Origin of the sequence: Flavicella sp. (assembly GCF_037132785.1) — a bacterium.
Taxonomy (GTDB): domain Bacteria; phylum Bacteroidota; class Bacteroidia; order Flavobacteriales; family Flavobacteriaceae; genus Flavicella.
In genome coordinates this window covers 1-6810 of record NZ_JBAHZZ010000166.1, presented here as the reverse complement: position 1 = coordinate 6810, position 6810 = coordinate 1, and the positions used below count along the sequence as shown (strand labels likewise).

Annotated in this window: 7 protein-coding genes and 2 pseudogenes; all 9 read left to right on the top strand. The window is 32.1% G+C overall.

What is annotated here, in order from left to right; translation table 11 throughout:
• A pseudogene (locus V5787_RS10625) lies at positions 1–121 on the top strand (IS5/IS1182 family transposase); the annotation flags it as partial.
• A gap of 180 nt (positions 122–301) precedes the next feature.
• Positions 302–1039: a 3'-5' exonuclease gene (locus tag V5787_RS10620; protein WP_336893200.1), complete on the top strand. Its 738-nt coding sequence runs from the start codon at positions 302–304 to the stop codon at positions 1037–1039.
• Positions 1040–1396, top strand: a complete 357-nt coding sequence (locus V5787_RS10615; protein ID WP_336893199.1) for an MGMT family protein — start codon at positions 1040–1042, stop codon at positions 1394–1396. It abuts the gene before it with no gap.
• 111 nt (positions 1397–1507) lie between these two features.
• Positions 1508–2656, top strand: coding sequence for an Mrp/NBP35 family ATP-binding protein (locus tag V5787_RS10610; RefSeq protein WP_336893198.1), 1149 nt, complete (start codon positions 1508–1510; stop codon positions 2654–2656).
• A gap of 31 nt (positions 2657–2687) precedes the next feature.
• Entirely contained in the window at positions 2688–2933 is a 246-nt protein-coding gene (locus tag V5787_RS10605; protein ID WP_336893197.1) for a NifU family protein, read from the top strand.
• Between the two features lie 116 nt (positions 2934–3049).
• The gene (locus tag V5787_RS10600) at positions 3050–3796 is read left to right on the top strand and encodes a DUF3108 domain-containing protein (protein WP_336893196.1); all 747 of its coding nucleotides are present in this window, start codon (positions 3050–3052) and stop codon (positions 3794–3796) included.
• 49 nt (positions 3797–3845) lie between these two features.
• Positions 3846–5075: a peptidoglycan DD-metalloendopeptidase family protein gene (locus V5787_RS10595; RefSeq protein ID WP_336893195.1), complete on the top strand. Its 1230-nt coding sequence runs from the start codon at positions 3846–3848 to the stop codon at positions 5073–5075.
• 28 nt (positions 5076–5103) lie between these two features.
• Complete coding sequence (gene pgi / locus V5787_RS10590) at positions 5104–6663, top strand: glucose-6-phosphate isomerase (protein ID WP_336893194.1); 1560 nt, start codon at positions 5104–5106, stop codon at positions 6661–6663.
• 63 nt (positions 6664–6726) lie between these two features.
• Positions 6727–6810, top strand: a pseudogene (locus V5787_RS10585) (IS1595 family transposase); the annotation flags it as partial.

Sequence of the window (6810 nt, the reverse complement as noted above, 5' to 3'; positions counted from 1 at the left end):
TAAAGGTGGAGTTGCAAGGTACAGAGGTATGGAAAAAATGCATACTCAAAATTTGATGGAAGCTATTTGTTACAATTTATATAGAAGTCCAAGGATAATTGCCACGAATTCTAAAAACTAAAGGAAAATGAACCAAAAAAGAGATCCATAACTAACATAACTAATGAAAATAAGAAAAAAATATATAAATTTTAGATTTAAAAAGTCAAAATTGAAATCTAAAACTGAAAAGAGCATTACGCAACGGTCTTACTTTTTGTTGAAAGGATGTAAATTCGTAGATTTAAGATAAAAAGAGCTTATGAATATGACCATATCAAAAGAGAATGTGCTGTTTTTAGATATAGAAACAGTTCCAGAAGTTGAAAATTTCGAGAATCTCTCTGAAATTAAAAAAGAACTGTTTGCTCTAAAAACAAATTATCAAAGAAAGGCTAAAACGTCTATCGACATAGAAATTCCTGTTGAAAAGTTTTATTCGAAAGCAGGTATCTGGGCAGAGTTTGGAAAGATTGTCTGTATCTCGGTAGGGTATTTTGTGCTTCAGGGAAATGAGCGTACTTTTAGAGTGAAATCGTTCTACGGAGATGACGAGAAGTTGCTTTTGAATAATTTTAAAGGTTTACTGGAAAAACATTTTAGCGGTAAGCATCATCTTTTATGTGGTCATAATGGAAAGGAGTTTGATTTTCCGTTTATTGCAAGAAGGATGATTATTAATCGTATTTCTTTACCTCCAAAATTAAATTTATTTGGGAAAAAGCCTTGGGAGGTTCCTCATTTAGATACTTTGGAGCTATGGAAGTTTGGAGATTTTAAACATTATACCTCATTAAAGCTGTTAACTACAATTTTAGAGATTCCCTCTCCTAAAGATGATATTGATGGAAGTCAGGTTGCTAAGGTTTATTATGAAGATAATAATATAGAAAGAATTGCGACTTATTGTGAAAAAGATACCATAGCGGTCGCTCAATTGTTTTTGAGGTTTAATAATGAAGATTTGCTTTCTGAAAACGAATTGGTTTTTACTAAATAAATGAAAAATTTAAATTTTTTTCAGCAGTGTTACGAAGTTGTGAAACAAATACCTTACGGAAGAGTTACGAGTTATGGTGCCGTTGCGAAGTGTTTAGGAGCTGCAAGTTCTGCTCGTATGGTTGGCTGGGCCATGAATGCTTCACATGGAAATATCGATATTCCTGCACATCGTGTAGTGAATAGAAAAGGGTTGTTGACGGGAAAACATCATTTTGAAGGTACAAACTTGATGCAGCAGTTGTTAGAGAGTGAAGGAGTTATGGTTGAAGCGTTGGAAATCCAAAATTTTGACCTTGTGTTTTGGGATCCGAATACCGAATTAGATTTAAATCTGCTGGATATCAATTTCGATTAAGCAATGGCAGTTATCAAATATTGGATATCGATAGACAATTGAAGAATAGTTAGAATTAAGCTTTTTTTTAAAGATTTCAAGTTATCTTTGCATTCATAAAATTTTAGAAATATGAGCATTCTTAAAGAGGATATACAAAAGGTTTTAGAAACGATTACAGAGTCTGGAGAAGGGAAGAGTTTGATAGAAAATAACAATATAAAAAACATCGTTATTTTTGGAGAAGAAGTTGTTGTTGATGTTGAAATTGGAAACCCTACATTACAGGCTAAGAAAAAAATAGAAACAGAAATAGCAAAAGTGATTATTGAAAATGTTTCTGACAAAGCTGTTATAAAAGTAAATGTATCTACAAAAGCTATTGAGAAAACTACTGAGAAAGAAGAAAATCCAAATTTAATTAAAGGAAAGAAATTACCAGGTGTTCAAAATATAATTGCCATTGCTTCTGGCAAAGGAGGAGTCGGTAAATCTACAATTACCGCTAATACTGCTGTTTCGTTGGCTAAAATGGGATTTAAAGTAGGTGTTTTAGATGCTGATGTTTATGGCCCTTCTATGCATTTGATGTTTGACGTGGCTCAAGAAAAACCAATCTCGGTAAAAGTTGATGGTAGATCAAAAATGAAGCCTGTTGAGAATTATGGAGTGAAATTATTGTCCTTAGGTTTCTTTACAAATCCAAATGAAGCTGTAATCTGGAGAGGACCAATGGCTTCGAAAGCATTGAATCAAATGATTTTTGATGCGGATTGGGGAGAGTTAGATTTTTTGTTAATAGACTTGCCTCCAGGAACAGGAGATATTCATTTGTCTATTGTTCAAGCATTACCGTTAACAGGCGCTGTTGTGGTCAGTACTCCACAAAATATTGCTTTGGCTGATGCAAAGAAAGGGGTAGCTATGTTTCAACAAAAAAACATCAAAGTACCTGTTTTAGGGATTGTAGAAAACATGAGTTATTTCTCTCCTGAGGAGCTTCCTGAGAATAAATATTATATCTTTGGACAAGATGGCGCTAAAAACTTGGCAGAAGATATTAATACTGCTTTTATTGGTGAAATTCCGTTAGTACAAAGTATTAGAGAAGCGGGAGATATCGGTCGTCCTGTAGCATTACAAGAAAACACGGTTTTAGAAAAAGCCTTTAATGAAATTACGAAGAATATGTTGACTCAACTGTTAATTCGCAATGAAGAGTTGCCTGAAACAGAGGTAGTAAAGATTACAACAATGAGTGGATGTTCTCCAAAGAAATAAGAGAGATTAATTTTAAAATAAAATTATAATAATGGATTCACAAGAATTAACAGCAACTATAGAAAAAGCATTAGATGAAATACGTCCTTTTTTGATTTCTGATGGTGGAAATATTTCCTTAGTTTCTATAATAGATAATGTTGTAAAAGTTAAGTTGGCAGGAACTTGTGTAGGTTGCTCCATCAATCAAATGACATTGAGAAATGGAGTTGAAGCTTCAATAAAAAAATATGCACCTCAGATAGAGAAAGTAATCGATATTAGCAGCATAATATAACTTTGAGGTTTTCTTAATGACAAAATTTATATCTTTATAAGGCTTAGCGGTAACTTCGTTAGGTCTTTTTAATTTGACATAGTAATTGTCTCTATTTATGTAAATATTATTTTTCTATGAATAAAATATTACTCATTTTCTTTTTTTTAATTGGGTTTTGCTCTATTGCTCAAAGTTTAGAAAAAATATTTCAAGATGGAGAAGAAGTAAAATATAGAATTCACTACGGGTTATTGAATGCAGGGTATGCAACTTTGTCCGTTTCTGAGACTGAAACTGATTATCATTTTGTTGGGAAAGGTTGGACTTCTGGACTGGCAAGTCTTTTCTTTAAGGTAGAAGACCAATATGAGTCTTATGTAGACAAGTCTACTTTAATACCAAATCATTTTGTTAGAAGAGTCAATGAAGGAGGTTATAAGATTAACAGAGATGTTTATTTTGATCATCTTAAAAAGACTGCTAGAGTAGAAGATCACAAGCTCAATACTACGAAAGAGTATACTATAGGTGATATTCAAGATTTAATGTCTGCTTTTTATAAAATTAGAAGTACAAAAATAGATACTATGTCTGTTGGTAACTTTATTTATTTAGACATATTTTTTGATGCAGAAGTGTTTCCTTTTAAGCTGGTATTCTTAGGAAATGAGGTAATTAAGTCTAAATTTGGAGATATACCTTGTTATAAATTTCGTCCCTATGTACAGAAAGGAAGAATATTTAAAGAAGAAGAGAGTTTAACTATTTGGGTATCTGCAGATAAGAATAAAATTCCCATTCGAATAAATGCAGCTTTGGCTATAGGTTCATTAAAAATGGATTTGACAAGTTATAAAGGATTGTCACATTCTTTTCCTTAAAAATAATTAGAAAATTTGTAAATTTGTAGCTTACTAAAAAGTTACCCAATTGAGATTTTCGTTTTTATTTTTGATGTTTTTATTCTTGTATATTTCATGTGCCGATGATGGCGAGAAACCCAAGGAACCAGAGCTAGTTGAAGTTATAAGTAAACCCAATATTAAGTTTGGATATAACTTAGATAATTATATAGTGATTAATGATACTATTAATCTAGACGAGACCTTTGGCGAAATCTTAGATCGTCATCATATTTGGTATTCGAAAATTTTAGAAATTTCAAAAGAAATTAAAAGTGTTTTTGATGTGCGTCGCTTGCGTACTGGAAAACCATATACCATTTTGGCTAAAAAAGATTCTATAGGAACAGCACAGGTGTTTATTTACGAAAAGAATCTAATTGATTATACCGTTGTAGATTTTAAGGATTCTATTATTACAGCAAAAAAAGTAAAGAAAAAAGTAACGATTGTCTTAAAAAAGGGACATGGGATTATTACCAGTTCTTTATCTGAAGCTCTTAGTAAACAAGGAGCAAATGCTGTTTTAGCAAATAATATGGCAGATATATATGCTTGGACAATCGATTTTTTTAGGTTGCAAAAAAACGACAAATTTAAGGTTATTTACGAACAAAAATTTATTGATGATACCATTCCTGCTGGAATCGGAAAAATAAAAGCTGCTTATTTTGAACATGCAGGAAAAGAATTTTATGCTTTTAATTATATAGCAGATTCAATAATGCAAATTGAAGAATATTACGATGATAATGCAAATCATCTTAGACGTGCCTTTTTAAAAGCACCTTTGAAATTTAGTAGAATTTCTTCTCGTTATAATCTCAAGCGAAAAATTGCTTATTATGGTAGAGTAAGACCTCATAAAGGAACAGATTTTGCTGCTCCTGTAGGAAGTCCAATTATGAGTACAGCAAATGGAAGAGTAATTGAATCTAGGTACAAAGGAGGGAATGGGAATTATGTGAAAATTAGACATAATTCTACTTACTCAACGCAGTATCTACATATGAAAAAACGAAAAGTAAAAGTAGGAGAATATGTAAAACAAGGACAGGTTATTGGAACTGTTGGAATGACAGGAAATACTTCGGGACCACACGTTTGTTATCGTTTTTGGAAAAACGGAGTTCAAGTAGATCCTTTAAAACAAAAATTACCAGCGGCAGAGCCGATGAAAAAAACAATAATACCTCATTATCTCGAATTTGTTCAGTTGGTAAAACAAGAGTTGGACGATATAAAGTTTGAAAATTAAAAATCACGAAAAAGTTAAACTAAAAGTTATGGCGTTAAAAAATGTAAATCCATCGAAGACTCAATCATGGAAAAAGTTAACAAAACATTATAATGACACAAAAGAAGTGCATTTAAGAGAATTATTTTCGGAGAATAGCAATCGAAAAGAAGAGTTTTCTATAGTGAATAACGATTTTAATATCGACTTTTCAAAAAACAGAATTGATGCTACTACAATGAAATTGTTAGTAGAGCTGGCAAATGAAGTTGATTTAAAAGGAGCTATTTCTAGTTGTTTTCGTGGAGCTAAAATTAACGCGACGGAAGGTAGAGAGGTTTTACATACTGCACTACGATGTAAAGTTGATAAAAAAGTTAATGTGGAAGGAGAGAATGTAGTGAAAGATGTTCAAGCAACTTTAAGCAAGATTGAGGCGTTTACAAATAAAGTGGTTTCTGGAGCTTGGAAAGGATATACTGGAAAATCGATTACTGATGTAGTAAATATTGGTATAGGTGGTTCTGATTTAGGACCTCAAATGGTTGTAGATGCTCTTAAATATTACAAAACTCCACTGCATGTTCATTTTGTGTCTAATGTAGACGGAGATCACGTTTCTGAGGTTATAAAAACGTTAAACCCTGAGACAACTTTATTTTTGATCGTTTCTAAAACATTTACAACACAAGAGACAATTACAAATTCAGAAACAATCAAAAGTTGGTTCTTAGAGTCCGCAACCGAAGCGGATATCGCAAAACATTTTGTTGCCGTTTCTACTAACTTAGCTGCGGTTACCGATTTTGGTGTTGACGCTGCAAATGTGTTTACGATGTGGAACTGGGTAGGTGGGCGTTTCTCTTTATGGAGCGCTGTAGGCTTGTCTATTAGTTTGGCTGTAGGGTTTGATAATTTTAAAGCTTTACTTGCAGGGGCTGAAGAAATGGATACTCATTTTGAAACTGCAGATTTCAAAGAAAATATTCCTGTAATTTTGGCATTGTTAAGTGTTTGGTATAATAATTTCTATGGAGCAGAAACAGAGGCTATTTTACCTTATTCTCAATATTTAGAAAAATTGTCTCCTTATCTACAACAGGCAATTATGGAAAGTAATGGTAAAAGTGTAGATCGAAATGGAGATACAATTGATTATCAAACAGGAACCATAGTTTGGGGAAGTACAGGAACAAATATGCAACATGCATTTATGCAATTGGTACATCAAGGAACAAAATTAATTCCATGTGATTTTATTGGGTATGAGGAGTCCCTTTATGGTAAAGAAGAACATCATAATAAATTGATGTCAAATTACTACGGTCAGCAAGAAGCTTTGTGTAATGGTAAAACTAAAGAAGAAGTAATTGCTGAAGGAAAAACATGTGAAAGTGTAATTCCTTTTAAGGTTTTTGCTGGTAATAAGCCTAGTAATTCTATTTTGATTAAAAAATTAACTCCTGCTTCTTTAGGGAAGTTAGTTTCAATGTATGAACACAAGATATTTGTACAAGGAATTATTTGGAACATCTATAGTTTCGACCAATGGGGTGTGGAGTTAGGAAAAGTAATGGCGAATAAAATTTATGCTGAGAAGTATCAATAGGATATATATTTACTGAGTTAGTCATTTAGTTTCTGTATCTTAGTGTCCTTAAATATAACAGATATGGATGTTTTTCAAGGTCAAAATATACTGAGTTTTATAAAAGAACTGCCAAATGATGAATCATGTAAAGCTTATTTAGCCAAA

Coding starts and splice junctions, on each gene's coding strand:
- V5787_RS10620 (WP_336893200.1), top strand. CDS start 302: ATGAATATGACCATATCAAAAGAGAATGTGCTGTTTTTAGATATAGAA.
- V5787_RS10615 (WP_336893199.1), top strand. CDS start 1,040: ATGAAAAATTTAAATTTTTTTCAGCAGTGTTACGAAGTTGTGAAACAA.
- V5787_RS10610 (WP_336893198.1), top strand. CDS start 1,508: ATGAGCATTCTTAAAGAGGATATACAAAAGGTTTTAGAAACGATTACA.
- V5787_RS10605 (WP_336893197.1), top strand. CDS start 2,688: ATGGATTCACAAGAATTAACAGCAACTATAGAAAAAGCATTAGATGAA.
- V5787_RS10600 (WP_336893196.1), top strand. CDS start 3,050: ATGAATAAAATATTACTCATTTTCTTTTTTTTAATTGGGTTTTGCTCT.
- pgi (WP_336893194.1), top strand. CDS start 5,104: ATGGCGTTAAAAAATGTAAATCCATCGAAGACTCAATCATGGAAAAAG.